The sequence below is a fragment of the Stenotrophomonas sp. WHRI 8082 genome (assembly GCF_040223995.2).
Taxonomy (GTDB): Bacteria; Pseudomonadota; Gammaproteobacteria; order Xanthomonadales; family Xanthomonadaceae; genus Stenotrophomonas.
This window is the reverse complement of record NZ_CP167826.1, coordinates 3836211-3859982: the sequence shown is the minus strand read 5'-3', so window position 1 is coordinate 3859982 and position 23772 is coordinate 3836211. Positions and strand designations below refer to the sequence as shown.

Below are 23772 nucleotides of genomic sequence, written 5' to 3'. Positions count from 1 at the left end.
CATGAATCAGGAAATCGCTACCGCAGAACAGGACGTTGAACAGGGCGGCCGCGGGCTGGCCAAGCTCAACCCCGCCCCACGCCAAGCCTACGAGTTCGTACTGAAGATCGACGATGCACCCGGCCCGTTCGCGGTGGTAGAAGGTAGCGCTCAGTACGACGTGGTGAATGAGCAGGAATGCGGGCGCATCGTGCCAGCAACAGGCCGCGCAGGGCGCATCACCAGCCAGGAAAACGTGCAGTTGCAGAAAGTGGGCGACAATGAATACCGCGGCACGGTCTACCTGGACCTGATGCAGGACGAGGATTACTACGGGCGCGGTGTCTGCCAGTGGAAATTCAGTGGCGCAGGCGCAATGCTGAAGGCCACCGGTGCTGCAGGGGAAACGCGCTTCCTGTCTTTCATCGAGGCGGATCGTTTCGTCAAGGGTGACAGCGAAACCCAGCACTATGCCGACATGGGCTACCCGCGCGAGTCGATGGAAGATTACGCCGACTACGGCGAGGACGCACCGGACGGCTTCAAGCCCGAACTGCGCGACAAGCTGTTCTCGGTCACCCTGGCAGGTAAAGAGGCCCGCTCATGAGCCTGCGCAGCCAGGATTACGCCGCACTCGCCGATGATGCCTACAAGGATCATGCCGTCGGTCGCTGGGATCCAGACAAGGCCGAGGTCGTACCGATCGGCGACCACCAATATCGCATCCTCGAGCACGTCAACAACAAGAACGGCTACCAGGGCTTCATCTACCAGCGGGTGGATACCAATGAAATCGTGGTGTCCCACCGGGGTACCGAACAGCCGCTGCACGACGTGGTCACCGACCTGGGCATGGTCGTGGCGCGCACCAACCTGCAGGCCGACGATGCGATTGCCCTGACCGGACGCGCCAACGCGTATGCGCAGATCCAGCAGGAACGTAAGGGCGAGCACATTGATGTGACAGTCACCGGTCATTCGCTCGGCGGCTCGCTCGCACAGATCTCTGCGCACCACCACGGGCTGAAGGGCGAAACCTTCAACGCCTATGGCGCAGCCAGCCTGGGCTACCGCATTCCGGAAGGCGGCAATGCGATGGTCAACCATGTGATGTCCGCCGACCCGGTCAGCGCGGCCTCCGGCCACTATGGCCAGGTCAAGGTCTACGCCAATGAGACCGAGATCAAGAACCTGTACGGATCCGGCTTCCGCAACGGCGCCGTTGCCGGCTTCCTGATGCCCGACTCTGCCCTGCTGGCCGCCGGCCGCTCGTTGGATTCGCACAAAATGGGCAACTTCCTCAACGAAGGGTCCGTGCTGGACAATCCAGCCTCGCAAGCGCTGGCCAAGCATAACGCGGGCATGATCAACGAGTACCGCGACAAGCTGGAGTTCCTGCGTGGCGGTCTGACCACGGCCACGCGCGGCGGTATCGGCAACGCAGTGGACATCTACGACCGTATCCGCGGCCCGCTTGACCCCGGCGAACCCGCACGCAAGGCGGCCGAAGAAGAATCGCACAAGCGCGACGGCGCCATGCGCATGGACAGCCCCGGCCACCCCGGCAACCTGCTGTTCCAGGACGCCCTGCGCGGCGTGGAAGCGCAGGACCTGCGCGCTGGGCGTACGCCGGATCAGCACACGGGCCAATTGGCTGGCAGCCTGGCGGCGGAAATGCATGCCAATGGCGGTACCCGTATCGACAACGTGCTGATGAGCAACGATGCCTCGCGCACCTTCGGGGTGCAGGGTGAAGTGAACGATCCGGCGCACCTGCGGGTGTCAGTGGCGACGACTGAGGCGATGAACATCCCACTGGATCAGTCCAGCGAACGCGTTGCGTCGCAACAGGCTGCCCAACAGGTGGCGTCGCAGGACCGCGATATGCAGATCGAGCAGAGCCAGGCGGCAGCACGCAGCATGAATGCCTGAAGTCGTCTTACAGATGCGTTGGGCCGGGTAACACCCGGCCCACGCGGCGCATCGCAATCAGCGTATACGCACCGCGACCGAGCAATCCGAGTACCCCACTTTGCATTCCCCCACACCTTGGAGGAAGCATTCGGCCGTCGCCGTTATGATCGCATTCTCGAGGGTGAATGCTCTGCCGACCACAAGATGCTGTGGTGTCGGCTCCGGCGGCGACGCGACCGCCACGCAGGAATTCTGATAGCTCACGCGTATCACGCAGTCCTTCGCACCACTGCGCTTGCACTGATCCAGCGCTTCCCGCTCCGCGCGCCGCTTACGGTTCTGGGTGTTGGAAACGCCCATGGCCAACTGTGTCGGTGAGGTCGCGATAGCGCCCCATGGCGCGGTCCACGCCTCAGCGAGGGGTGACGGTGCGCCACCCCCGGTAGGTGCGCAACCCAGCATGCCAGGCCCGCCCACGGGAAACTGCCCCGGCGGACAGCGGCCTTCCGCGCTGGCTGCGAACGGCAGGAAGGCGAACGCGACAAGCACTGCCATGAAGATCAATCGCTCAAGCACGCACTTCTCCTTATCACTGTCGCTCTCCATCACGCCGGAAAACCCTTCCCCCAGTCTGACCTACAGAGGACTTACGAGGCATTGCTACTTACTTGAAAACGTTACCTCAGCCTTGCTGAGGGTCTAGTCCGTCGATGCGCAAGGAAAGGTTGCCAGATTGCACCGTCAACCGTCCATCTGACGGGAGCCCATTTATCTGCGCCCCCTCCTCGAACGGAACAAACACTCAGCGAATGTACTTTGGCAGACTGCAACCGCTGTAAGCGACCGTGCACGTCCCGCCTGCAGCAGGCTTGCACTTCATCAATCCATCGCCGATGGCCGCTTCGGTCGTCTTGCCAACGCCCAAGCCTACCTTCGCACCAGGCACATCAGCCGGTGGCACAACCCACGCGGCACACTGGCTGCTGTAATCCAAGATGACCCGGCAATCCTTCACGCCATTGCGCGAGCATTTTCCAAGCGCAGTCGCAACGGCCGCGCTGCGACTCACTTCGTCTGCTGCAACACCCGCGTCAGTGGTGGTGTCAGAGAGTGCGAACGCTCCCCAACGCGCTTCATACCGCCCAGGATCCACCGCAGGCTGCTGATGCTGCCCCGGCTGCGCTCCGCCATAATTGGATATCGGCGCACACCCCATGATGCCTTGTCCGCCAACGGGGTAATGACCGGGAGGGCAGTTGCCCTCGGCACTGGCCGCGAAACAAGGCAGGACCAACACCGAAAGCGCGACCAAGACTTGGAAGTAGTGTGCTTGCTTGAACATACATCCTCTGGGGCCTAAATCCGACGCTAGTCCTGATCGAACGCTAGAACTTCTCGAAAATCGGCTCGCTACAGCCGGTGTAGATGATTTCGCATACGCCGTTCGGAACCTGCGCCCTACAGTCACGTTCCAAGCCTTGGCTGGCGATGTCAACCGTTGCGGCGGACCGAAGCCTGCTCTCGTATCCCGGGCCAAAATACATCGCCGCCATGCATTGATTCTTATAGGTCATTTTCACTGCGCAGTTCTTGGCGCCATCCTTCGCACAGTCGGCGATAGCGGCTCTGGATGCTTCAGCCTTGCTTCGCAAGCCCGTCGCGGCTCCGCCGGTGGTGCCTGAAACTGCAAAGCCCCCCCACGTCTCAATCCATCTGCCCGTAGGACGCGGTGCAGCAGGCTCTCCAGCAGCCTGCGGGATCGGCGCGCAACCCAGCATTCCCTGACCTCCGACCGGAAATTGTCCAGGTGGGCAGCGTCCTTCAGCCTTCACACCCTCGCCCATTGGAAGTAGAGCGCCAACAGACACGGCCAGAATGACTACGAAACGAAACATATCGTGGATCCTGTAAACATTGCGCTCCACCAAGGCAACGCAGCTGTCACGTGATACTTGGCGCTGACCGAAGATCGTGCAACCGACCTGCGATTAAGCCATGAGCGTGCAAATCGCGACTTGGAAGAAGAGCACTGGAATCGGCGCAGCGGTGAGAATCGGAGCACTCAGGACGTCCCTGGTGCAGGGCTTTGCTCTCACGAGCCAAAAGGTACATGCTGCCTACGCCGATCAAGCGTGAATTCGAGGCAATCGAGTCAGCGAAATGCCTCAAATAGGGGCAGGCTGCAGGCCGCGTATGCAATGTTGCAGCTCTTGCCACCGTCCTGCGGCGAGCACCCCTTGCGTGCTGCGTCGATGGCAAGGGCCTCCGTTCGTCCACCAGCGCTGACAGACTTCATTGACGGAGGGCGAGGGCGAGGAATCGGATCCGCCAAGGCAATGCAGCTATCAGTGTAGGAAGTCACGACCTTGCATCTCAAGCCGCCGTTCTGCTCGCAATTCTTGATTGCGAGCGAGCTGGCTTCACCACTTGAAGGTTGAGCCTCTGCCACGCCGGTGGATAGCACGACGCCACGCTCACCTGCGGAGGCATCCTCTGCGATAGCGCCAAACCTAGAGTGCCAGCGTCCATTCGGTTTGGGCGGTTCCTGCGCTGGAGCCTGCCCCCCTGGGATAGGAGCACACCCAAGCATCCCAGGACCTCCTACAGGAAACTGGCCAGGCGGGCACCGCCCCTCTGCTGCGGCTCCCCCGCCAAGTAAGAGAAGGGAGAGAAAAACCAGGCTTCTCATGATCATCCAAGTCTCCAGCCAACGTATGTTGATTGTTACCAAAGTCTACTTATACGGTCGGCGCGTTACCCATGCGTCCGGGAGAACTTGTGGGCGATGCGGGGGCCGTCCCCGAAACCGTCCGACCCAAATCGGACTGGCCGACCGTGGTTACGGCTGCGGGCTGCGCCATCGGTGCAGCCGGCGTGTAAGTACCCGGCGGACGACCATCCGCGCTCGGTGCTGACGCAGCAGTGCCACCGATCTGCGAATACGCTGCGTAGTTACCCAACGTGCCTTGGAAGAAGAACGCTGCCATCGGCGGCGCAGTCAAGATCAACGTCGTCAGGATCAAGCCCATACCACCCTGCTGCATGGCCTGGCTGGTCATGCCATCACTCATGCTGCCATTCATCAGGAAGGTATCAACCAAAGCCGTAGCCCAGAATGCACCGGCGACACGGATCACCATGTCCAGCGCAATGGACACCATCGCCGCCAGGACGGCCATCGAGAACATCGTGCCTATGCCGTAGAAGAGCCATTTCTGGAACAACGCCTTGGTCTGGTCGAACAGCAGACAGAGGATGAAGAGTGGCCCAAGGCCGATGAACAACGCCAAAGCGATCTGATACAGCAGCAGCATGGAGCCCGCAGTGACCGCTGGCCCACCCGTACCAAGGGCAATCAGCATCATGGCGCGGTTCTTGTCGCCTGCCAGTACGGGATCACCCGCCACGTTGATCGCGTCGATGCTGGACATGGCAACCTGCATCCACGCCAGCGCGTCATCGATCTGGTCCTCCGGCTTCTTGTCCGAATCCGTGACGACCTGCGAAATCTCGTTCTTGACGTCGTTGGCGAGGAAGTCATGCACCTTGGTGCCGAACATGGCCATGCTCGTGGCGATACTGACAATCAGCGCGGCACGCGCCATGTCGGTCACCAGCGCCATCATGGATTCGCGGCTGCGGCCGGTGACGATGCGGAAACCCTGCACCAGCACCCAAAGCGTCATCAGGGTGAGGGCGATACCGCCTACCCAAGTCATCATGTTGCCGAGCAACGCCACGCCGAAATCGCTGATCCGCTTTTCCAGGTAATCCAGGATCAGGCGGAAGAAAACGAAGTCACCGATGGAGGACTGCACGCGTGCGACGTTCTGCAGCAGGTGCAGCAACCCGTCGGAGAAGTGGAAATTGTCGAGTGCCCTGAACATCATTCCTGCGATCCTTGGAAATTATTCCTGTTTGCCCAGCGACAGCCTGTCGTTGCGCATCAAACGGTGATGCAGCGGTCTTACTTTATGCTGAGGGCAGTCTTGAGGGCTGCCGTCTTCACCAGATCACGCGCAAGCCGGTTGGACTTGCCTTTCAGCGCACCCATCGCGATTACTTTCAGGTTCTCTTCCTCGACGGAGATGAACGCGTCGTAGGCCTTCATGCGCGTCTCCCACTCGCGCGTCTTGACCGCGATATCGTTGGCCGTGCGCAGCGACTCGCTGTCAACTGCGGTGACATTGCCTAGCAGTTTGCTCGCCGTACGCAGGTTGTTGATGCGATCCAGCGCGGCCTGCATCTGCGCCATGGTGCCGCCGGCGAACTCGATCGACTCGTTGTACTTGCGGTTGCGGATGACACGGATGCGCGAGCAGATCGTCTGCTGCTGGGCCTTCCAGTCACCCTCGGGCTGGTATACGAAACGCTTGAACAGACCGGTCAGGCTGAGATCGGCGCCGCCGCAGGTCTCGGCCACCATGTAGTTGTCCGGCACGGTGGTGAGTGGTGCACCCGCCGGCAGGCCGAAGTTGTTGATCGTCCCGCTGATCGTCACCAACGCATCGGTGTAGCGCTTCAGCTGCTCGGCCCAGCGCAGTTCATCCTTGGCGAACTCTGCGCCGGACTGGATCTTTGACCACATGTTTTCGAACCAGTTCGCGCCGTCGAACACCGGCACACCCGAGGCGCCGACGTTGGTCGCGAACAGCATCGAGGCGCCCAGCACCAAGCTGGAGCAGAGTTTGGTCATGCGACGCGCCGTGCGCGGGCGCTTGGAATTCGGACGAGTCATGAGAACCTCCATGCGGTGAGTCTGTTTCGTGTTCATGCGGCCTGCTCCCTGCTGGAAGAGGCCGGCTTACCCGATCCCTTCCGCTGCTTGTAGAAATCTTCCAACCACTGTTCCGGTGTGAGATCGGCCTCGCTCACTTTTTCGCGCAATGCAGCGTCATGGAGTACATGGTGCATGACATCGATATTGTCCGTCGAGGCTGAAATGACCGACAGAATGTCGTCCATACCGCGAAGATTAAGCTGGCAGACGTTGGACGCATGCCCCTGCTTGACCAGGAAACACCGCGAGCGTTCATCCAGGGCGGTGACGACCTTGAACTCGGCTTCGGTCAGTTTCAGGCCTTCGATATAGTCTTCGCGGCTGGCGTTGGGGTTCGGCAACAGGATCAGCGTCGCGGTCTGTTCGATCAGCGCCGCGGCGATATCGCTGTTGAGCGCGTCCTCCGGGCTCTGCGTGGCGAAAATGCCCAGGCCGTTCTGCTTACGGATGGTCTTCTGCTTGTTCTTGGCGAACTCCTTCAGGCCGCCGCTGCCGTCAAGGATCTTCCAGAACTCGTCCATCACGTAGATCAGTCGACGGCCGTCGATCAGGGATTCCAGCTTGTGCAGCAGGTACTGGATGACCGGCACGCGCACTTCCGGATTGTCGATTACTTCGGTGTAGTCGAAGCCAATGATGTTCGCGCGCGTCAGGTCGATGGTGTCCACCGGATTGTCGAACACCCAGCCCAACGAGTTGCCCGACGTCCAGCGGCGCATGCGCGCATACAGGCCGTCATCGCCCATGTTGGGCAGGCTCTTCTGGAAGTTGGTCATGCTGCGCAGGTGCATCGGCGTATCGAGCATGCTCTCCACGGCGCGGAAGATATCCTCTTCTTCGCGGGCGCTGTACTGCGTCTTGCCGGCCAGCACCTTGACCAGATCGGCCAGGAACTGCACGTTGGATTCGTTGCGCTCACACTGGAACGGATTGAAGCCGGTCGGGCGTCCATTCTCCAGCGCAAGGTAGTTGCCGCCGCAGGCACGGACGAAGATCTCCGCGCCGCGGTCTTTATCGAAGAAGAAGATGGTCGGCGCCGGATCGTACTTCTGCACCTGGCTGAGCAGGAAGTTGATCAGCGCGGTCTTACCCGTACCGGATTTGCCGATCACCATGGTGTTGGCGATCGCCTTTTCGCCCAGCGAGTTCTCCGCCGGGTGGGTGGCATGGAAATTGAAGTAGTACGGCTGACCGTTGGTGGTCTGCAGCGTGGTCACGCACTCGCCCCACGGATTGTTCTGCTGCTTGCCGGTGGCGAAGTTGTGCAGCGGCGACAGGCCGAGGAAGTTCAACGAGCTCAGGTTGGCCAGACGGGTGCGATAGCGCCAGTTGGCCGGAATCTGCGAGTAGAACGACGAAGTAACAGCCAGGTCTTCCTTGGCCGACACGAAGCCGGCGTTGGACAGTTCCGCGCGGGTAGCCGACACGTTGTTGGCCAGCTTGACCTGGCTCTCGGCATACACGGCAATGATGTAGTGGTACTCGCCGAGCACGAAATTGCCGGAGGACAGCTGGTCCATGGCGTAATCCAGCTCGGTGATCTGGCTGACGGCCTTGTCACCGGAGGAGATCATCATGCCCTTGGTGCGGTCGAGGATCTTCAGTGCATCCTGGCGACCCATCGGGCTGAAAGAATGGGTGATGACGTACTCGAAATCCAGGTACTTCAACCCATTGAGCACGCCCGGCCAGGTCCCCTCGGCGAACTCCTTGATGTTGAGGATCGCGCCGAAGTGGTTCTCGCCGTTTGGCGTGTTGATCACGAAATCGCCTGTCTTCGGCGAGAACATGTGCCGGCTGACCGGCAGGTAATCGGCGACCGGCGCGGCCAGCACCGGCACCGGTTCGTCGATCCGGTTGATCAGGTAACCGAAGAACTCCAGCGTTTCGGAAAACACCACGCCGTTGGCTGCTTCGTACATCCCCAACCGGTACGGGGCGTAGTCACGGATCACCGCTTCCACGTTGCCCGCCAGCTCCATCAACTTGTCGACCGCCTGCTCCTGTTCGGCCTGCAGGCGTTCGACGTTCCCCGATTTTTCCACGAAGCGCTTACCGGCCACGACGGGCCGGTAGATCATCGTCATGTACAGCTCGTTCTGCATGATGCGCTGGCTGGACAGCATGTCCATGTACACATCCGACACGTCCTGGTTGAAGCGCTCACGGAACGTGCTGCGCGACTTCAGCTTGCGGCGGCGACGTACGTCATGCACCCAGAAGGCGACATTGACGAAGTCAGGCGCGCGCAGGGACTGCAGCAACCGGTTGAACGTGTTGTGCTTGTGCTCCAGCTCCCACTCTTCGCGGCCCACGAAGGGCAGGCCTTCCAGGTGCCAGGTCAGCAGATAGTCGCCACCGGTGGTCTTCACCACAGACGGTGCAACGTGCGAGGACAAGGGAATGAACTCGCTGATCGACGTATCGGGACTGAACATGCAACTCTCCTGGATCGCTGGACGAACGTACTGCTGGAAAAACGGTCAGCGCCGACGCGCGGGACGACGATGGTCGTCCGGTGCCGGGGTCTTGCGATACGCGTTCGGACTGAACACCCACATGCCGTCATGGTCCTGCAGGTTCCGCGCGCGGAACTTGAACTGCAGGCGTAGACCCATCAGGCGGAAGATCATTTCGTCGCGCTTTGCCATCTGCCGCATGATGAAAACCGCCACTGGAATCGCGAGCAGTACCCACAGATTCCAGTACATGGACAGCAGCAGCAGACCGCCGGCGACCATGAAGAACGGGACATACGGCACGCCGAGGAACATCGCCGGCCGTGTGCATCCGCGGAAGACGACGTTCTTATGCATAGTAGGAGCTGGACGCCTGGATCAGCGCGGCGGTGCATTCGGTAGCGCCGTCACCCAGCAGCATCTTGGCGATCTGGCTGGCTGCACCGATCAGCAGGCCACCGATCAGGATCGGCGACACGTCGGAAATGCGCTTGTGGGCGAACGCGATCTGGTAACCGGCGAAGATCACTGCGATGGTGACCACGGCGATGGAGGCCATGTTCAGCAGGCCGCTGATGCTGTCGAAGAAGCCGCAGACCTTCTTGTCGGTGTCAGCAAAACCACCCGGGGTGGCGAACACTTCCGGCACGAACAGAGCGCCAACGAAGGCGGTGGCCAGTGCAAGGGTCTTGGCGGTGCGCTTGGCATGCGCCAGATCGATGTGGGACTTGTTCATGGATTTCGTTCCTTCTGCTGTGCTGGAGGGATGTTGCGGGTGAAGGGGTGCGGGGGCGCCCCGGTAAAAAGGGTCAGAAAACGAAGGCGTCGTCGACAGGCGGGCCTTGCGGTGCCCGCTGCTGCGGCGCCTGTTCGACGGGTGCGGCGCCTTGGGCCGGCGCGTTGCGCTGTCCCCACGGCTGCACCAGCACTGGTTGCTCCTGCATCGGCTGCGCATATCCGGGCGCAGGCGCGGCCATCTGCTGCGGCGGCGGCTCGGCGTACATGCCGCCGGCCACCGGCTGAGCGGACTGCTGCGGCTGCACCGCGCGATCCACCAGGCCCATGACCGCGCGCGACAAGGCGCCGTCGGCCGTGCGCAGCAAGCTGCCACGGACCATGTCATTCGTATTGGGATACACCACGTAGGCGCGCGCCGGATCATCCGGCTGCGCAACAACTACCGGTGCCGACGCCGAACCGGCGATCCGGTTGTTCAAACGCGTGACGTGCTCCGGTAGCGGCTGCCGCGTGGCAGAGGCTGGACGCGGGCCCTGTCGGTCGATCACCCGGATCGGCTGCACCCCGCCAACGGCGGCCACCATCTGGCCACGCCGCATCGAGTTGAACACCTTGTCGACATAGCCGTGGCGGAAACCGGTGGTGAAGTTGCCCGAGTAGTAGCAACTGAACGACTTGCCCCAGTCGCCGCCAGAACGCGAGTGGCACTCAGCGAGAATGCGCGAGGCCGCCTGCAGGTTCGGGCAGGTCTCGAACGCTTTCTCGTAACTGTTCAGGCCGTACTTGGCCAGGTTGTAGCGGTTCACCTGACCCAACCCCAGCGAGAAGTTGTAGCCATTCTGTTCCAGCATCTTGGCCGTCGCCACTGCTTCGTCCAAACGCTGCGGCTGGCGCGCCAACGCGCCGCCCACTACGCCAATCGCGTACGGGTTGCGCGAGGATTCCACCTGCACCACGTGCTTCATCACGTCCATGGAGACGGCCATTTCCGGACAGGCCAGTACTTCGAGTCCAGGCAGCATCAGCGTGCCCTCCCCTTGCCTGCGCGGTACGGTCGATGGTTCTGCATGGCCATGGTTACTGCTCCTGCCCTTGGGTGCGGCCGGGATTGAAATCGATGCCGGTGATGTAGCGCGAACCTGCGTGCGCCTTTACATGCACAACGATATCGATGGTCATCTGCAGCAGGCGCTTGATCACGGCAAACTCCAGCCCCGAGCCTTCCGACGACGCCTTCACCATCAACGCCAACTGGTCCCAGGTCTGTTCCGGGCTGCCGGCATGGCAGCTGGTGATGGAACCAGGATGGCCGGACGCGCAGTTGCGGATGAAGTAGAACGCCTCATCGCCGCGCAGCTCGGCCAGGATGATCCGGTCCGGCTTCATGCGCAGGCAGGCTTCCATGCAGGTCTTGGCGCTGACATTGCTGCTGCTCTGCCCGCCCTTGGAGTACAACAGGTGCACCACGTTGGGCTGGGTGATGAACAACTCGCGCGCGTCTTCGATGGTCACCAACCGCTCTTCCGCGGGGATATGATTGACCAGCGATTTCATGAATGTCGTCTTGCCGCTGCCGGTCGCGCCGGATACCACGATGTTCTTGCGGTAGTGCACGGCGCGCTTGAAGAACTCGGCGTACTCGCGCGACTGGCGCAGTGCCAGCAGCTCCTGGTCCTGGGTGTTCAGGCCAGCTTCCTGCTCCAGGATCTGGTCGAAGAACCCATCGTCCTGGTACTGCGACAACGTGCGCGTGTGCTTGGACGGCAGACGGATCGTGATGGAGACCTTGCCGCCGTCACACGCCGGGGGAATCACGAACTGCGCACGCGGGCCGCTGGGGAAGGTCAACGAGACCATCGGGTCGGCATCGGTGATGCGCTGCCCGGTGTTGCTCTCGTTGACCACCGCCGTACAGAACTGGCGTGCGCGCTCGAAGGTCAGCGTGGGAACAGCGACCCGTTCCCAGCCATTGCGCGTTTCCAGGTACAGCTCGCCCGGACGGTTGATGCAGATTTCCGTCACGTCCTGCGATTCCATGAACCCGGCAATGCCCAGCACTTCGTACTGGTACTGCAGGAATTCACTGGAAACCAGTGCGATGGGGGAAGTTTCTGCGTCCACGGTCCTTCTCGCTCCTTACATCCGGCGGCCGAGCACGGCGCTGAAATCAACGTCTTTGGCGACGTAGACGTTCATCACGGTGCCCTGGTTGACGGTGACGGTCGGCTGCGGCCGATCCGACAACGCTTCACCCGCCAGGCGTTCCATGGTCCGCGCGGTCGCGCTTTCATACGGGCTCTGCACCGCGAACCCATTGCTGCCGATCGTGGTGGTTTCGGGACCGTTTTCCGCCGCGGCGTATTTGAAGGCATCGGCCAGCAGGCTGATCATCAGCGCGCTGGTCAGACGCTTGCCCCAGTGGGCGGTGTACTGCCCGGGCACGCCGGCGCCACCCAGTCCGTCGGTACCGGGGCTGGACATGGCCACGTCGATGCCGTTCGGCGTCGTGATGCGGTCCCAGATGACGTCCACGCGCTTGGCCACCGGGCCACCGTTGTAGCTGCCGTAGATCTTCGAGCCCTTCGGCAGCAGCAGCGTCCGACCGTTGATCGAATACACCGGCTCGGTCACCAGGCACGAGGTGTAGCCCGGGATGTCGGTGATGATCCGCGTTTCCAGTACGCAACGCAGATACGTGCCGCGCACCAGCAGTGCATCCGGACTGCGGATGAAGGCAGCGGAGGTCGGCAGTGCTTCGCCTTCCCGGCCCAGCATCCCGCCCTGCGCACCCTGGGCACCACCACCACCGGCACCCTGCGCGGCCGGATCCAGCGGACCGCCCGGCAGATACGGATTGGCCTGGCCTTGCGGCTGCGGATACTGCCCCAGGGTCTGGCCCTGGCCTTCACCCAGTGCTTCGGCAGCAGCGATGCGGCGCTCCAGCAGGGTCGGGCCACGCGGGCCGCGATCACCGCGGTCACCACCGGCGTACGACGGCGCCGTGTCATCGACTGGCGGCGGCGGCAGCATCGGAATCGGCTCGGCAGGCGCTTCGATCGGGGTCGCGCTGGGGATGGTCGGCAGCACGGGCGTGGTGGTACGTGCTTCTGCACGCGGCACCGGTGCCGGCTCCGGCTCGTTGCCCTTGCGGAACAGCAGGTAGCCCATGGCCAGCAGCAGCAGCAGGATGCCACCCAGGAACAGCAGCGCCTTGCGATCCAGGCGGCGCTCTTCCACCGTCCGCAGACGCGGGGCCGCAGCGTCCAGGTCAGGCGTGGGCTCCGGATCTACCCGGTTGAAATACGGGTTGTTTTCCGGCTGCGTGCCATCGCGCCTGTCGTCGGGTCCATTACCCGGGGGAGTGGTCTGGCTCATTTCTTGACGTTCCTTCGCAGGCCAACAACGTTATCGCCATGGCGGATCACCAGGTACGGATGGGTGCCGTGCACCACCAGCGTGTTGCCTTCCACGGTCGTATTGACCACGAAGTCTTCGCCGTTTTCCGTCTCGCGGCCGAACACCGCCGGGAAGATGCCGGTCTTGTATTCCGGCGACGCGGGCAGCCGCACGTAGGTGAAGCGACCATCGTCATAGGTGTTGACCGGGATCAACCAGCCCATCTTCTTGGCGCGGCGGGTGGAATAGGAATAGTCGAAATTGTAACGACGGTCCTTGGCCAGCACCGTGCTGAGCAGCGGCTTGGCCTCTTCTTCCACCGCTTCCTGGGCGACACCGAACTCGCTGTCGCTGGGGTAGGTAAAGGCGATGCGGTACTGCACACCTGCCCGACGTGCCTGGTCCAGCTGGCGCCAGTCGGTGGCCACGACCTTCAGTTCGAAGATGTAGTGGTGGGTTTCCGTGCGCACCATCATGTTGGTGTCCACGTCCACGTTCTTCGGCTTCAGATAGAACACGTTGCCGCGACGGGTTAGTTCCCAGCCCGCGCTGAATCCGGTGCTGTAGTCGAGGATCTTTTCGTTCGGGCTGAGCTCGATCTGGGTGGTAAGACCCAGGCCGGTGCGCACCTGATAGATCCGGTCCTTTTCATACTCGTACTGGTCGACGCCCTGCGCCGACGCACTGGCAGCCGACAGGGCCAACGCCCCGGCGACCAACCATGCACATGTCCTGATCTTGCGACTACTCATCGGTTGCTTGCTCCATCAGCAGTTCCGCTGGAAAGATTGCGCGCCGGCAGCGGCGTGCCTTGGCCCGGCGCAGCCTGCGCCGGCGCGCCGGGAACCGGGGTGCCCTGCGCGGGGACCGGCTGCGGCGTGTAAGTGCCAGGCGCGGCCTGGTTCGGATTCGTGCCCGGCGGCAGTGGCTGCGCAGGCACCATCTGGCCCGGAGCGGTCTGCACAGGCGCGGCCAGCGGCTGGCCGGTGATCGGATCGAAACGGGCGACCGGGACCTCTGCTGCCGGCTGGGCTGCGACGTCGCTGGGCGCGGCCGGCGTGGCAGCCGGGGCGGCGGTCGATGCATCCGGCACCGGTACGCCTGCAGCGGCGTAATCACGGTCCACGCGGTATTCGGTCACCTGGAACGACAGCGGATTGAGCACGCGTTCCTGCTCGCTCAGTGCCAGGGCCGCCTTGTATTCGAAGCGCAGCGTGACCAGCTGGTTGTCCAGGTAGGTCGATGCGCCGGTGCGCTTGTCCAGCAGCGTGCGCTGGATGCGTACCGAGGCCCCGCGGAAGCCGCCGTTGGGCAACGTGCCCAGCGGGGTGATGCTGAGGATCTTCACCCGCAGCGCGCGCTCGGTGCCATACAGCACCAGCGGGCTCTGCGGATTGCTGCGGTTGTACTGCGCCTGCAGCGCTGCACCCACCGCCTGATCGGACATCACGAAGACCTGTTCCCAGTCCCGCAGGCCCATGATCGCGTAGTCGTAGGATTCGCGCGCCAGCACGTACTGCGCCACGTTGCTGCGGTTGATCGCCTCATTGCTGGTGATTGAGTTCTCGCCCAGATTCCCGGACAAGCGCGCTACCGACGCCGTGCCGGTGTACGCATCCGCCATCACCAGGAAGGGCACCTTTTCCTTCAACGGCAGCACGTAGTAGTACCCACCCGCGAGCGCCAAGGACATCAGCAAGGAGGCGCTCGCCACCCACCACGCACGACGCTCACTCTTGCGCGCCATGTCGGCCACGGTGATCTCGTAGCTGACGGCCTTCGCCACAGCCTGCTCGACCTTGGGACTGTTGCCTGGGTCTTTCTTACGGAACATGGATTCTTCCGGACTACGTGGACGTCAATGAGCGCCATGTCCCGCACCGCGTGCAGGACACTACGTGGAGAAATACAACAGCTGTCAGCTACCGCTGGGCGCAGCGCTTACCGGTGCGGGCGCGGTCACGACAGGCGCAGGCGTAGTGGCCGCCGTCGGCACCGCCGCACTGCTGCCCGCGACGATCTTGTTGCCCACGATGCTCACGTAAACACCCTGTGCGGCATAGGCTGTGGTCACATCGGCCACCGCCTGCTGCGCACTCGTCGTCGATATGCGGGATACGCCGCCATGCAGCGTGTAATCCGATCCGAGGCGGTAATCCAGGGTCATGCCCGAATCCGCTGCCCAGCGCTCGAGCATGGCCTTCAAGGTGCCATCCATCGGCGATGCCTGGAAGGCATAGCTGGTGTACAGGGGGATTTCCGTGGGCGCGGCGTCGAAGCGATTGACTGGCTTCCAGCGCCCACCGAAGTCCGGTGCGGGTTTGGTTGCACAGCCTGCCATTGCTACCGCCGCCACGGCGATAAAAGTCTTTACCAACGCTTGCCGCATACGAACATCCTTTGACGTACGAAAAAGCAGCTGCGAATCGGGTGGTTCGGCAGTCCAGCGTTGCATCTGCACGCTGGAACCGGTTGCACGCCGGCCTATGCCGCTGCGTGAAACCGTCTCCCCTGCGGCCGTGGCCGCCTGCCCACCGGTCGGTGTACCTGCCCTGTGGGCCTGCAGCACCGACCTTCACCTCGTTCGAAGCCATCCCTGTTGCGGTGGCCGATACAGCCACCTGAACAATTCCAACAGTTCGATGCACTGAACCGATGCGGAAGGGTCTCATACATAGAGGTCAAAAGTGCGTCAAGAAAGCATGAAAGTTGTACAAGATCACGCCAAAAAGATGACCCACTTCACTTCTTCAGCGTCATGAACGCGTTTATGCGACACGCGACGTGGCGCCATGCGTCATATCTGCAAGCTCGGCACGTCGACCTTTGGTAGCAGGCGCGAGGTGAAGTGCCGATCCTTGTAATAGCGGATCTTGTCGCACATCACCGGATGCGGGATGCCCTCATAGAGGAACACCTCCTTGTCCGTGCCCATCGCCTTCAGCTCCTGCGGCAGCATCAACGCGCGGCGCTCTTCACTGAAGCTGTGGGTCTTTTCGCGGCCCTTGGTGATGTTCTTCTTGCGCAGCGTCGTGTAGCCCAGCATGTCCGAGTAGTCGTTGGCATCCTGCTGCTCGCGCGGTGCATACAGGATCTGCAGGGCATGGTTGGTGATGATGGTGCGCGAGACATCCCGGCCGTAGGTGGCATCCAGCTGCGCCATGCTCTGGATGATCGGCAGCAGGCGCACGTTGTAGCCGGCCATGTAGGACACCGCCGAGGCAATGATGTCCACCTTGCCGATCGAGGTGAATTCGTCCATCAGCAGCAGCACCTGGTGCTTGAGGTCCGGATTGGACTTGGGCAGTTCCTTGGTGTTGAGGTTGATGATCTGGCTGAAGAACAGGTTGATGATCATCCGGCTTTCGGCCAGCTTGTTGGGCTGGATGCCGATGTAGATGGTCATCTTCTTCTTGCGCAGGTCGGTCAGCAGGAAGTCGTTGGTGCTGGTGGCCGCATCCAGTACCGGGTTGATCCAGGCGTTGAGTGGCTCTTTGAAGGTGCCCATGATGGAGGCGAAGGTCTCGTCCGCCTGCGACAACAGATTGGCAAAGGCGGACTTAGCATTGCTGGTCAGGAACGGGCGCCCCGCCAGGGTCTGCAGGTACTTGCGCAGGTCGCTGCCGTCGCCAGAGGAGATGCGGTAGATCGCGCCCAGCGTCGGCACGCCCTGCCCGCCCGGGAAGCCGCTGCGCAGCTCATCGTCATGGTTGTCGAACAGGTACAGGGTGAACGCCATGAAGGCGTTGCGCGCCTGGCTGACCCAGAATTTCTGATCGTCCGAGCCGTCCGGGTACAGCATTGCCGCAATGCTCATCAGGTCCGACACCCGGAACGCGGGGTCGTTGGACACATAGCTGAGCGGGTTCCAGCGATGGCTGCGGCGGTCTTCCGCGAAGGGGTTGAACAGGAACACCTCGTGACCCTGCTGGGCGCGCCAGCCGCTGGTCAGCTCGAAGTTCTCCTGTTTGATGTCCAGCACCACGACGGACTCTTCGTATTCCAGCAGGTTCGGGATTACCACGCCCACACCCTTGCCCGAGCGCGTCGGCGCGGCAAGGATCACGAACTGCTGGCCCGACAGGCGCACCAGCTTGCCCTTGTAACTGCCCACCACGATGCTGTCACCGGTCTTCTTGAACAGCCCATGTGAGGACAGATCGGACCCGTTGGCGAACCGTGCATCGCCATGCAGGCCCTTTTTCTTGCGACGCAGCAGCAGGAAGGCGCACACGACGAAGAAAATGAGCAATGGCAGGCCGAAGCCCACGTAGCCGGCGGCCTTGATCTTGCCCACGAACGGGGCGACCTGCGGCTGGTCCAGCGCGCTGAAGTACTGGTGATACGTATCCCAGGACCAGTGCGCGGTATCCAGACCGAGGAAGACCAGGGTCAGGTAGCCTGAAAGCAGGTAACCCACGACGAGCGTCGATACGATGCCGACGGTAAGACGAACCCATTTCTGCGTGGCCAAACCCGATTCCTCCCTGAGCGCATGATTGCGCGGACTGTACACAACTGGCCGTGATGCGGGTAGGTGGCGGCACCGACCGATGCGGCGGGAGAGGACGTGAGCTGACGCGCGGGGCTGGCGGCCAGCGGCCATCACCACCCTTCCCTGCCTCCGCTTGTAGAGTCGATGGCCCCACCGCGCAGGAACTCCCACCATGCATATCCTTCTGACCGGAGCGACCGGCCTGCTGGGCCAGGGCGTGCTCAATGCCTGCCTTGACGCGGCAGACGTCACCCGGGTTACGGTGCTGACACGCAGTGCGATCGATCGCCCTCATCCGAAGCTGCACGAAGTACGGCTGGAAGATTTCGCGCAGGCCGCGACTGTCGCGCCGCAGCTGGCCGACATCGACGCCTGTTTCTACTGCGCCGGCGCGCCCCCCATCGGTACCGCCGAAGCGACCTACCGGCACGTTACGCTGGACCTCACCTTGGCGGTGGCACGCGCCTACGCCTCGGCCAATCCACAGGGGCGGTTCTTCTACATCTCAGGTGCCAATTCGGACCCGGACAGCCGATTGATGCCACTGCGCATCAAGGGCGAAACCGAAGCAGCCCTGCAGGCACTTCCCATCACCACCGTCATGGTGCGCCCGGGTGGCATCCTGCCGGAGGAAGGCACGCACAGCCCGCATGGACTGCTGCGCGCCATGCACACCCTGGCTGCTCCCCTGCAGAGCTTGATCGTGAAGAACGTACCGGCCGCGGCCACCACCAACGGGGCGATCGGGCGCGCGATGATCTCGCTTGTGCGTACGCCCAATCCGCCCCGCGTAGTGGAAAACCGCGAGGTCAACGCGCTCGGCTCACCGCACTGACTTGCGCACTTCCGCGCCGACGCGGGCCTTGACCCGGTCCACGTCGGGGTTACCAGGTCCGGAGTAGTCGAACGCCTGGATCACGAAAACGGTCTGGTCGCCTGCGCTGATGCAGTAAGCGATCAACGACCGGCCATCGGTGCGCGGCGCGGACACATGCAGCGCCAGGGTCTTCTGGTCCTGGTCGACGCGGGTGGTGTAACCCAGTGCGGCGGCACCGCGCGATACGGCGGCGCGACAGGCCTGCATGCTGAGCTTGCTGGCCGGGAAACGGTCCACATCGTAGCCCAGGCTGAAATCATCAGCCGCCGCGGGCAGTGCCGGCAGCAGCGCGGCAGCAGCGGTCAACGCGGCAAGAACGGTAGCTTTCATCCACATCTCCATGGCAGTCCGCATTGGCGGACGATCTATTACGAACGGACGAAAATCTCGACGCGGCGATTCAACTGCCGCCCGCCCGGATTGTCTTTGCCTTCGATTTCGTTGGGGGCAACCGGCTCGGTTTCGCCGTACCCCTTCGCGTCGGCCTGCTGGGCGGTGCCGCGCTCACGCAGCGCCGCGACCACCGATGCCGCACGACGTTCCGACAGTTGCTGGTTGTAGGCATCAGCGCCCTTGGAATCGGTGTGACCGCGCACCTGCATACCGGTCGACTTCACGTCCTTCAGCGCACCGGCCAGCGTATCCAGCAGGCTGGCCGCGTCCGGGCGGATGTCGGACTTGTCGAAGTCGAACAGCACGCGGTCGTTGAGCGTGATCACGTAACCGCACGGCGCACCGGGCGGTGCGAACTTCTTCAGCGGCGGGAAGCGACCGGCCTTGGGCAGCGGCGGCAGTGGCGCCATCTTCACCGGGCGCGCAGGCGGGCCCACGGTACCGGTACCATCGCCGTTGTTGTAGACCAGGCCCTCTTCGCCGTTCCATGTCCCCGAGCCATCGGCATTCACCCGCACCAGCCCCTTCGGGCCATTCCAGGTACCGCTGCCGTCGCCGTTGTTGGTGATCAGGCCACTATCGCCATTCCAGGTGCCCGCGCCCTTGCCGTCCAGTTGGATCAGGCCGGCGACGCCGTTATAGGTACCCGAGCCGTCGGCCTGCACGGTGATGATCGCATCGTCGCCACCGCCGGACGGATTGCCGTTGATGGTGCCGCTGCCGTCGGCATTCACCCGCACCAGCCCGCCCTCGAAGTTGGCCGTGCCGCTTCCGTCGGGGTTGATCATGAAGATGCCTTCATCGCCGTTGCGGGTCAGCTTGCCCTGCTCGTCCACCTCGGTGATGCCGCCCTCGTTGATCAGGCTGCCATCGGTACTGCAGCGCGCAGGCGATACGGTGATGCCTTCGACGGGATTGAGGATCGACTGCAGGGACGATTCCAGCGCCCGCTGCGCCGGGGTAACGCCGATTATCTCCGGGACGACGATGCTGGGAATGATGGGAAACTCGGGCCCCTGATTCTGCGCATCTGGCTGGGCCTCTTCGCCTTGCGGGTCCGGCGCATCACGGGCAATACGTGACTCCGCAGTCGCGGGGGGCTCGCCATCCGGCGATTTCGAGCAGCCGGCCAATGCAGCCAGCAGCAACGGGAAAGCAGACAACGCGAAGACGCGCGTGGATGAGCTCATGTACTGGATCATTCCGTGATGACAGCGAGGTCAGCATCCTATCCAGCGGCCATTTGCGTCGCGTGAAACATTCGTAAGCAGGTTGATGGGCGTCGTCGCCCTCGCGCCGAATCGCGCCAGACACCGTGGTCACCCGGACCCGATTAGGGTGCCAGCATGGATATCGCCCACACGATCATCGCACTGCTGCAGCAACGCGCTCCGGCCTCTTCGCTCTGCCCCTCCGAGGTGGCACGGGCACTGGCCGAGAGTGAAACAGCGTGGCGCGCCCTGATGCAGCCGGTCCGCGATAAGGCAGCCGATCTGGCGCGCTCCGGGATGATCATCGTTACCCAAGGCGATACGCAACGCGATCCGGACATGATCGACGTCGGGCCGATCCGACTGCGGCGTGGGCCGGGCTTTCCGCAGCGCTGACGGCGGTGTGGTTCGTAACGAGCGGGGTATGGCCGACCTTACCGTTGCGCGTCAGCGCGTGAACATTCTTTCCACGAAGCAGTATCGCCACAGACCCGCGACCAGCCAAAGGAGTGGCAGGGCAAACGCTGCAGCGAACCAATCCAGGCCGGCAACCCGTATCAGTCCATAGCCCACCACGCCGGTGACGACCACCGCGACCATCACTGCGGTGAAATCCACCAGGAATGGCAGCTTCAGCTCCCGTCCGCACACCGGACAATCAACCTTCCACACCGTCGCGCTGCGACCATCCGGAAGCCCCTGCTGGCGGCAGCAGTCGCTGAAACTCAGGGGAATGGCGCACCGGCATCGGGCGCACCGGGCACGGACGGTCATTACGCGTTCCTCCGGGCATACAGGGGTGTGCTGACATGCAGGTGGACGGACATCATGGACCTCTACCTTCTGCGAATCGGCGTGCTGGAGCGGACACCGTGCGCGCCCCGTAGACACCGCCGGGAGGGTGGCACGACCAGGCGCACGGGTCCTTGCTCAATCGCGACACCCGGCGGCAGCGGACGTGGCAGGTCCAGCCTCAGCCCATGCCGGCCTTGGGATCGACGGCATCCCCCGAGCGCTATCGGGGTGCGATCCGCCACGGAACCGAAGGCCCCTGTCCCTCAGCGCCCTGATCCAGCAGGGCATTGCCGACGGACGACCGTTCCCCCCATAGTCGCCCTGTCACCCACCACCACTGGCAGCCACGGATGAGCAGCTCAGCCCTACCCCACGAACCGCGCGTCGCGCTGTTCGTCGATTGCGATAATGTCAGGCCGGAAATACTGAGCGTCGCACTGCGGGTCGCCGCGCAGGCCGGTCGGGTCATGATGCGGCGCGGCTACGGCAACCATGACACGCTGGCAAAGAAGTGGAAGGAACAGCTGGTACGGGAAGCCTTCACGCCCTGCCTTCAGTACGCCTGCGTAGCGGGCAAGAACACCACCGATATCGCGCTCGCCGTGGATGCCCTGGAAGCCCTGCTGGATGATCGGGCGGATCACTTCGTGCTGGTGACCAGCGACTCCGATTTTGCTTACCTGTGCCGGAAGCTGCGCGAGCGCGGGGCGTTTGTCGCCGTCGTGGGGGAAACGAAATCACCGATCACGCTACGCAAGGCCTGCGACGTCTTCCATGAGTGGGCCTGTCCCGCGCCGGTGGTGGTCACACCTGCCGCAACGGCGGTGAAGATGCCCGTTGCACCTGCCGCAAAAGCGGTGAAGACACCCGCTGCGCCGGCTGCGAAGAAACCAGCAACCCCGGCCGCCGCCAAACAGAAGCCGGACTTGCTGGTGAAGGCGGTACGCGCGCTGGGCGGGATCGACCCCAGCAGCAAGGTGGACTTGTCCGCGCTGGGACAGCACCTGAGCAAGGTCCACCCTGGATTTACATCGAAGAAGTACGGCCATTCCACGCTGCTGAAGATGATCAAAACCTACGACGTGCTTCGCCACGCGCAGGACAAAGCCGGGGCATGGGCCGTGCACGTGGTCAGTGGCGCCTAGGCGCCGCTCGTTCAGCGCCGCCGCGACGTCGCCCGGGGCTGCAGTGCATCCAGTGTGCTGGCGTTCCGCCGCGCCCAGTCGTAGATCAGCTCGATCGGCTCCACCAACTGCCGGCCCAGCGCGGTCAGCCCGTATTCCACGGATGGTGGCACGGTCGGGTGCTCTGTGCGGAGCACGATGCCGGCCGTCTCCATCTCGCGCAGGGTCTGGATCAGCATCTTCTTGGAAATGGCGGGCAGGCTTCGATGGAGCGCGTTGCTGCGGGCGGTGCCCTCATGCCGTACCGCCAGGGTGTGCAGCACCATCGATGTCCACTTCGTGCTGAACAGCTCCAGCACCCGCCGCGGGGCGCAATCCTCCCGCCATTCTTCTTCCGCGCTAACTGACTTCATGCCCTGGTTACCGTTTGGTGCCTTCTTTCGAAGCCGAGGCCGCTATTTTAAGGTGTGACCCTGCATTAGATGAGAAGGCGACATGATGAACCAGAACGCATTGGTGGTCGGCGCGACCGGCATTACCGGCAGCGCCCTCGTACGGGAGCTGCTGCAGGCCGGTTGGCAGGTACATGGCATGGCACGCAACCTGGCCAATCTGCCGGCCGGCGTCACCGGCGTATCGGCCGACCTGCAGGACGCACAGGCCACCCGCAGCGCACTGGCAGGGCTGTCCCCCACCCATGTATTCATCACCACCTGGTCCCGCCAGGCCAGCGAGGCCGAGAACATCCGCGTCAATGCGGCGATGGTACGCAACCTGCTCGACGCCCTGCAGCCGGCGGGCAGCGTGCAGCACGTCGCCCTGGTGACTGGACTCAAACATTATCTCGGCCCGTTTGAAGCCTACGCCCAGGGCGTGCTGCCGCAGACGCCGTTCCGCGAAGAGCAGCCGCGCCTGCCGGTGGAGAACTTCTATTACGCGCAGGAAGACGAAGTCTTTGCCGCAGCGGCGCGCGATGGGTTCACCTGGAGCGTGCACCGCCCGCACACCGTGATCGGCGCGGCCGTTGGCAACGCGATGAACATGGGAACCACCTTGGCGGTGTATGCCAGCCTGTGCAAGACAACTGGGCGGCCGTTCTATTTCCCCGGCTCGCAGGCGCAATGGGATGGCCTGACCGACATGACCGATGCAGGCCAGCTGGCACGGCAGCTGCTGTGGGCGGCACAGACGCCCGCAGCGGCCAACGAGGCGTTCAACATCGTCAACGGCGACATCTTCCGCTGGAGCTGGATGTGGGGCCGCATCGCGCACTGGTTCGGCCTGGACGCTGCCCCCTTCAACGGTGAGGTCCTCCCACTGGAGCAGCAGATGGCCGACGACGCCGCAACATGGGCACAGCTGGCAGCCCAGCATGGCCTGGCCGAGGCGGACATCAACCGGCTGGTATCACCGTGGCATACCGATGCCGACCTGGGGCGTCCACTGGAAGTCGTCACCGACATGTCCAAGAGCCGGCGCATGGGTTTCCTGGAATACCAGCCCAGCGACGACGCATTCTTTGCGCTGTTCCAGAAACTGCGCGACCAGCACCTGATTCCCTGAAGCACCGTGCGGAGCGGGCGGCTCACCCGCTCCGCCGCGCTGATCCGG

26 protein-coding genes are annotated in these 23772 nt (G+C 63.0%); 6 read left to right on the top strand and 20 right to left on the bottom strand.

Annotation, left to right across the window (positions count from 1 at the left end):
* Position 1 precedes the first annotated feature (1 nt).
* Both ABRP17_RS16980 and ABRP17_RS16975 read left to right on the top strand, forming a co-directional pair.
* Entirely contained in the window at positions 2-586 is a 585-nt protein-coding gene (locus ABRP17_RS16980; protein WP_349984394.1) for a hypothetical protein, read from the top strand.
* A complete protein-coding gene (locus tag ABRP17_RS16975) occupies positions 583-1911 on the top strand; it encodes an XVIPCD domain-containing protein (RefSeq protein WP_349984395.1) in 1329 nt (442 codons plus the stop codon). The genes ABRP17_RS16980 and ABRP17_RS16975 overlap by 4 nt, the downstream gene beginning before the upstream one ends.
* Positions 1912-1968: 57 nt before the next feature.
* Here ABRP17_RS16975 and ABRP17_RS16970 read toward each other — a convergent pair whose 3' ends face one another.
* The 16 genes from ABRP17_RS16970 to ABRP17_RS16895 form a co-directional block, all read right to left on the bottom strand.
* Positions 1969-2499 (bottom strand): DUF4189 domain-containing protein, encoded by a 531-nt coding sequence (locus tag ABRP17_RS16970; RefSeq protein ID WP_349984555.1) that lies wholly within the window; start codon positions 2497-2499, stop codon positions 1969-1971.
* 196 nt (positions 2500-2695) lie between these two features.
* Positions 2696-3109 carry a DUF4189 domain-containing protein gene (locus ABRP17_RS16965; protein ID WP_372487027.1) on the bottom strand — a complete coding sequence of 138 codons (414 nt, stop codon included), beginning with the start codon at positions 3107-3109 and terminating at the stop codon, positions 2696-2698.
* 169 nt (positions 3110-3278) lie between these two features.
* Positions 3279-3788: a DUF4189 domain-containing protein gene (locus tag ABRP17_RS16960; protein ID WP_349984397.1), complete on the bottom strand. Its 510-nt coding sequence runs from the start codon at positions 3786-3788 to the stop codon at positions 3279-3281.
* 257 nt (positions 3789-4045) lie between these two features.
* Positions 4046-4483: a DUF4189 domain-containing protein gene (locus tag ABRP17_RS16955; RefSeq protein WP_192079818.1), complete on the bottom strand. Its 438-nt coding sequence runs from the start codon at positions 4481-4483 to the stop codon at positions 4046-4048.
* A 148-nt stretch (positions 4484-4631) separates the two neighbouring features.
* Positions 4632-5783: a type IV secretion system protein gene (locus ABRP17_RS16950; protein ID WP_349984399.1), complete on the bottom strand. Its 1152-nt coding sequence runs from the start codon at positions 5781-5783 to the stop codon at positions 4632-4634.
* A 77-nt stretch (positions 5784-5860) separates the two neighbouring features.
* Positions 5861-6631 (bottom strand): hypothetical protein, encoded by a 771-nt coding sequence (locus ABRP17_RS16945; protein ID WP_188327021.1) that lies wholly within the window; start codon positions 6629-6631, stop codon positions 5861-5863.
* 32 nt (positions 6632-6663) lie between these two features.
* Entirely contained in the window at positions 6664-9111 is a 2448-nt protein-coding gene (locus ABRP17_RS16940; RefSeq protein ID WP_349984401.1) for a VirB4 family type IV secretion/conjugal transfer ATPase, read from the bottom strand.
* Between the two features lie 45 nt (positions 9112-9156).
* Positions 9157-9489, bottom strand: coding sequence for a type IV secretion system protein VirB3 (locus ABRP17_RS16935; RefSeq protein ID WP_188327019.1), 333 nt, complete (start codon positions 9487-9489; stop codon positions 9157-9159).
* Complete coding sequence (locus tag ABRP17_RS16930) at positions 9482-9868, bottom strand: TrbC/VirB2 family protein (RefSeq protein WP_188327018.1); 387 nt, start codon at positions 9866-9868, stop codon at positions 9482-9484. Before ABRP17_RS16930 ends, ABRP17_RS16935 begins: the two co-directional genes overlap by 8 nt.
* 73 nt (positions 9869-9941) lie before the next feature.
* Complete coding sequence (locus ABRP17_RS16925; RefSeq protein WP_349984402.1) at positions 9942-10892, bottom strand: transglycosylase SLT domain-containing protein; 951 nt, start codon at positions 10890-10892, stop codon at positions 9942-9944.
* 55 nt (positions 10893-10947) lie between these two features.
* Positions 10948-11991: a P-type DNA transfer ATPase VirB11 gene (virB11, locus tag ABRP17_RS16920; protein ID WP_188327016.1), complete on the bottom strand. Its 1044-nt coding sequence runs from the start codon at positions 11989-11991 to the stop codon at positions 10948-10950.
* A gap of 15 nt (positions 11992-12006) precedes the next feature.
* Entirely contained in the window at positions 12007-13245 is a 1239-nt protein-coding gene (locus ABRP17_RS16915; RefSeq protein ID WP_349984403.1) for a TrbI/VirB10 family protein, read from the bottom strand.
* Entirely contained in the window at positions 13242-14018 is a 777-nt protein-coding gene (locus ABRP17_RS16910; protein ID WP_188327014.1) for a TrbG/VirB9 family P-type conjugative transfer protein, read from the bottom strand. The genes ABRP17_RS16915 and ABRP17_RS16910 overlap by 4 nt, the downstream gene beginning before the upstream one ends.
* The gene (locus tag ABRP17_RS16905) at positions 14015-15100 is read right to left on the bottom strand and encodes a virB8 family protein (protein WP_188327013.1); all 1086 of its coding nucleotides are present in this window, start codon (positions 15098-15100) and stop codon (positions 14015-14017) included. The genes ABRP17_RS16910 and ABRP17_RS16905 overlap by 4 nt, the downstream gene beginning before the upstream one ends.
* An 84-nt stretch (positions 15101-15184) precedes the next feature.
* Entirely contained in the window at positions 15185-15655 is a 471-nt protein-coding gene (locus ABRP17_RS16900) for a toxin co-regulated pilus biosynthesis Q family protein (protein WP_223203053.1), read from the bottom strand.
* Positions 15656-16063: 408 nt separating this feature from the next.
* A complete protein-coding gene (locus ABRP17_RS16895) occupies positions 16064-17704 on the bottom strand; it encodes a type IV secretory system conjugative DNA transfer family protein (RefSeq protein ID WP_372487025.1) in 1641 nt (546 codons plus the stop codon).
* Positions 17705-17933: 229 nt separating this feature from the next.
* On the opposite strand from ABRP17_RS16895, the gene ABRP17_RS16890 reads away from it, so the two are divergent.
* Entirely contained in the window at positions 17934-18596 is a 663-nt protein-coding gene (locus tag ABRP17_RS16890; RefSeq protein ID WP_188327011.1) for an NAD-dependent epimerase/dehydratase family protein, read from the top strand.
* Here the strand turns inward: ABRP17_RS16890 and ABRP17_RS16885 are convergent.
* Positions 18585-18968, bottom strand: a complete 384-nt coding sequence (locus ABRP17_RS16885; RefSeq protein WP_188327010.1) for a DUF6180 family protein — start codon at positions 18966-18968, stop codon at positions 18585-18587. The genes ABRP17_RS16890 and ABRP17_RS16885 overlap by 12 nt on opposite strands.
* A 38-nt stretch (positions 18969-19006) precedes the next feature.
* Positions 19007-20221, bottom strand: coding sequence for an OmpA family protein (locus ABRP17_RS16880; protein ID WP_349984404.1), 1215 nt, complete (start codon positions 20219-20221; stop codon positions 19007-19009).
* A gap of 156 nt (positions 20222-20377) precedes the next feature.
* Here ABRP17_RS16880 and ABRP17_RS16875 point away from each other — a divergent pair, with 156 nt between their 5' ends.
* Positions 20378-20638: a DUF3253 domain-containing protein gene (locus ABRP17_RS16875; RefSeq protein ID WP_349984405.1), complete on the top strand. Its 261-nt coding sequence runs from the start codon at positions 20378-20380 to the stop codon at positions 20636-20638.
* Between the two features lie 51 nt (positions 20639-20689).
* Here ABRP17_RS16875 and ABRP17_RS16870 read toward each other — a convergent pair whose 3' ends face one another.
* Positions 20690-20914 carry a hypothetical protein gene (locus tag ABRP17_RS16870; protein WP_349984406.1) on the bottom strand — a complete coding sequence of 75 codons (225 nt, stop codon included), beginning with the start codon at positions 20912-20914 and terminating at the stop codon, positions 20690-20692.
* 473 nt (positions 20915-21387) lie between these two features.
* Here ABRP17_RS16870 and ABRP17_RS16865 point away from each other — a divergent pair, with 473 nt between their 5' ends.
* The gene (locus ABRP17_RS16865) at positions 21388-22182 is read left to right on the top strand and encodes an NYN domain-containing protein (protein WP_349984407.1); all 795 of its coding nucleotides are present in this window, start codon (positions 21388-21390) and stop codon (positions 22180-22182) included.
* Between the two features lie 11 nt (positions 22183-22193).
* Here ABRP17_RS16865 and ABRP17_RS16860 read toward each other — a convergent pair whose 3' ends face one another.
* Positions 22194-22574 carry a helix-turn-helix domain-containing protein gene (locus ABRP17_RS16860; protein ID WP_349984408.1) on the bottom strand — a complete coding sequence of 127 codons (381 nt, stop codon included), beginning with the start codon at positions 22572-22574 and terminating at the stop codon, positions 22194-22196.
* 82 nt (positions 22575-22656) lie between these two features.
* Between ABRP17_RS16860 and ABRP17_RS16855 the strand changes: the two genes are divergently transcribed.
* The gene (locus tag ABRP17_RS16855) at positions 22657-23724 is read left to right on the top strand and encodes an SDR family oxidoreductase (protein WP_372486828.1); all 1068 of its coding nucleotides are present in this window, start codon (positions 22657-22659) and stop codon (positions 23722-23724) included.
* The last annotated feature ends 48 nt before the right edge of the window (positions 23725-23772 follow it).

What these genes read in the sequence shown, in the direction of transcription:
- ABRP17_RS16890 (WP_188327011.1), top strand. Translation starts at nt 17,934, where the DNA reads ATGCATATCCTTCTGACCGGAGCGACCGGCCTGCTGGGCCAGGGCGTG.
- ABRP17_RS16935 (WP_188327019.1), bottom strand. Translation starts at nt 9,489, where the DNA reads ATGCATAAGAACGTCGTCTTCCGCGGATGCACACGGCCGGCGATGTTC.
- ABRP17_RS16915 (WP_349984403.1), bottom strand. Translation starts at nt 13,245, where the DNA reads ATGAGCCAGACCACTCCCCCGGGTAATGGACCCGACGACAGGCGCGAT.
- ABRP17_RS16965 (WP_372487027.1), bottom strand. Translation starts at nt 3,109, where the DNA reads ATGGGGTGTGCGCCGATATCCAATTATGGCGGAGCGCAGCCGGGGCAG.
- ABRP17_RS16925 (WP_349984402.1), bottom strand. Translation starts at nt 10,892, where the DNA reads ATGCTGCCTGGACTCGAAGTACTGGCCTGTCCGGAAATGGCCGTCTCC.
- ABRP17_RS16880 (WP_349984404.1), bottom strand. Translation starts at nt 20,221, where the DNA reads ATGAGCTCATCCACGCGCGTCTTCGCGTTGTCTGCTTTCCCGTTGCTG.
- ABRP17_RS16860 (WP_349984408.1), bottom strand. Translation starts at nt 22,574, where the DNA reads ATGAAGTCAGTTAGCGCGGAAGAAGAATGGCGGGAGGATTGCGCCCCG.
- ABRP17_RS16955 (WP_192079818.1), bottom strand. Translation starts at nt 4,483, where the DNA reads ATGCTTGGGTGTGCTCCTATCCCAGGGGGGCAGGCTCCAGCGCAGGAA.
- ABRP17_RS16905 (WP_188327013.1), bottom strand. Translation starts at nt 15,100, where the DNA reads ATGTTCCGTAAGAAAGACCCAGGCAACAGTCCCAAGGTCGAGCAGGCT.
- ABRP17_RS16975 (WP_349984395.1), top strand. Translation starts at nt 583, where the DNA reads ATGAGCCTGCGCAGCCAGGATTACGCCGCACTCGCCGATGATGCCTAC.
- ABRP17_RS16865 (WP_349984407.1), top strand. Translation starts at nt 21,388, where the DNA reads ATGAGCAGCTCAGCCCTACCCCACGAACCGCGCGTCGCGCTGTTCGTC.
- ABRP17_RS16930 (WP_188327018.1), bottom strand. Translation starts at nt 9,868, where the DNA reads ATGAACAAGTCCCACATCGATCTGGCGCATGCCAAGCGCACCGCCAAG.
- ABRP17_RS16980 (WP_349984394.1), top strand. Translation starts at nt 2, where the DNA reads ATGAATCAGGAAATCGCTACCGCAGAACAGGACGTTGAACAGGGCGGC.
- ABRP17_RS16875 (WP_349984405.1), top strand. Translation starts at nt 20,378, where the DNA reads ATGGATATCGCCCACACGATCATCGCACTGCTGCAGCAACGCGCTCCG.
- ABRP17_RS16900 (WP_223203053.1), bottom strand. Translation starts at nt 15,655, where the DNA reads ATGCGGCAAGCGTTGGTAAAGACTTTTATCGCCGTGGCGGCGGTAGCA.
- ABRP17_RS16910 (WP_188327014.1), bottom strand. Translation starts at nt 14,018, where the DNA reads ATGAGTAGTCGCAAGATCAGGACATGTGCATGGTTGGTCGCCGGGGCG.
- ABRP17_RS16855 (WP_372486828.1), top strand. Translation starts at nt 22,657, where the DNA reads ATGATGAACCAGAACGCATTGGTGGTCGGCGCGACCGGCATTACCGGC.
- ABRP17_RS16950 (WP_349984399.1), bottom strand. Translation starts at nt 5,783, where the DNA reads ATGATGTTCAGGGCACTCGACAATTTCCACTTCTCCGACGGGTTGCTG.
- ABRP17_RS16940 (WP_349984401.1), bottom strand. Translation starts at nt 9,111, where the DNA reads ATGTTCAGTCCCGATACGTCGATCAGCGAGTTCATTCCCTTGTCCTCG.
- ABRP17_RS16970 (WP_349984555.1), bottom strand. Translation starts at nt 2,499, where the DNA reads ATGGAGAGCGACAGTGATAAGGAGAAGTGCGTGCTTGAGCGATTGATC.
- ABRP17_RS16945 (WP_188327021.1), bottom strand. Translation starts at nt 6,631, where the DNA reads ATGACTCGTCCGAATTCCAAGCGCCCGCGCACGGCGCGTCGCATGACC.
- ABRP17_RS16960 (WP_349984397.1), bottom strand. Translation starts at nt 3,788, where the DNA reads ATGTTTCGTTTCGTAGTCATTCTGGCCGTGTCTGTTGGCGCTCTACTT.
- ABRP17_RS16885 (WP_188327010.1), bottom strand. Translation starts at nt 18,968, where the DNA reads ATGAAAGCTACCGTTCTTGCCGCGTTGACCGCTGCTGCCGCGCTGCTG.